Origin of the sequence: Cognatundibacterium luofuense (assembly GCF_018139685.1) — a bacterium.
GTDB classification, from domain to species: domain Bacteria; phylum Pseudomonadota; class Gammaproteobacteria; order Burkholderiales; family Burkholderiaceae_D; genus Undibacterium; species Undibacterium luofuense.
Genome location: NZ_JAGSPN010000621.1, coordinates 1 through 286 on the forward strand (window position 1 = coordinate 1; position 286 = coordinate 286).

Genomic DNA, 286 nt, shown 5'->3' on the forward strand with positions numbered 1-286 from the left:
CACATCGAACTTCATGCGCGCATCTTCGAATGCCTCGAAGCCGCACTCATAGGCGGATGTTTTTTGGGAGTCTGGCTTATAAGGAGCAAGGATGCGACCCAACAATTGCGGCAACACACCAACACCAATGCCAACCAGAATAAAAAGAAGAACTGGGAAATAATTTTCGAGGTTCACGTTAGGCTACCTGTAATTGAACGCCATATGAAGCGAATTGCATTTTGAAAGAGACTTCAAACCCACAACCACTTCCTCGACAAAGCCAGGAAAGAAAATCTGACTTTTT

1 protein-coding gene is annotated in these 286 nt (G+C 44.8%); it reads right to left on the minus strand.

The window, feature by feature from the left end; all coding sequences use genetic code 11:
• Window positions 1-177 (minus strand): NADH-quinone oxidoreductase subunit A (gene ndhC, locus KDM89_RS21910; RefSeq protein ID WP_212689861.1); only part of this gene is annotated, 177 nt, incomplete at its 3' end.
• Between the last annotated feature and the right edge of the window lie 109 nt (window positions 178-286).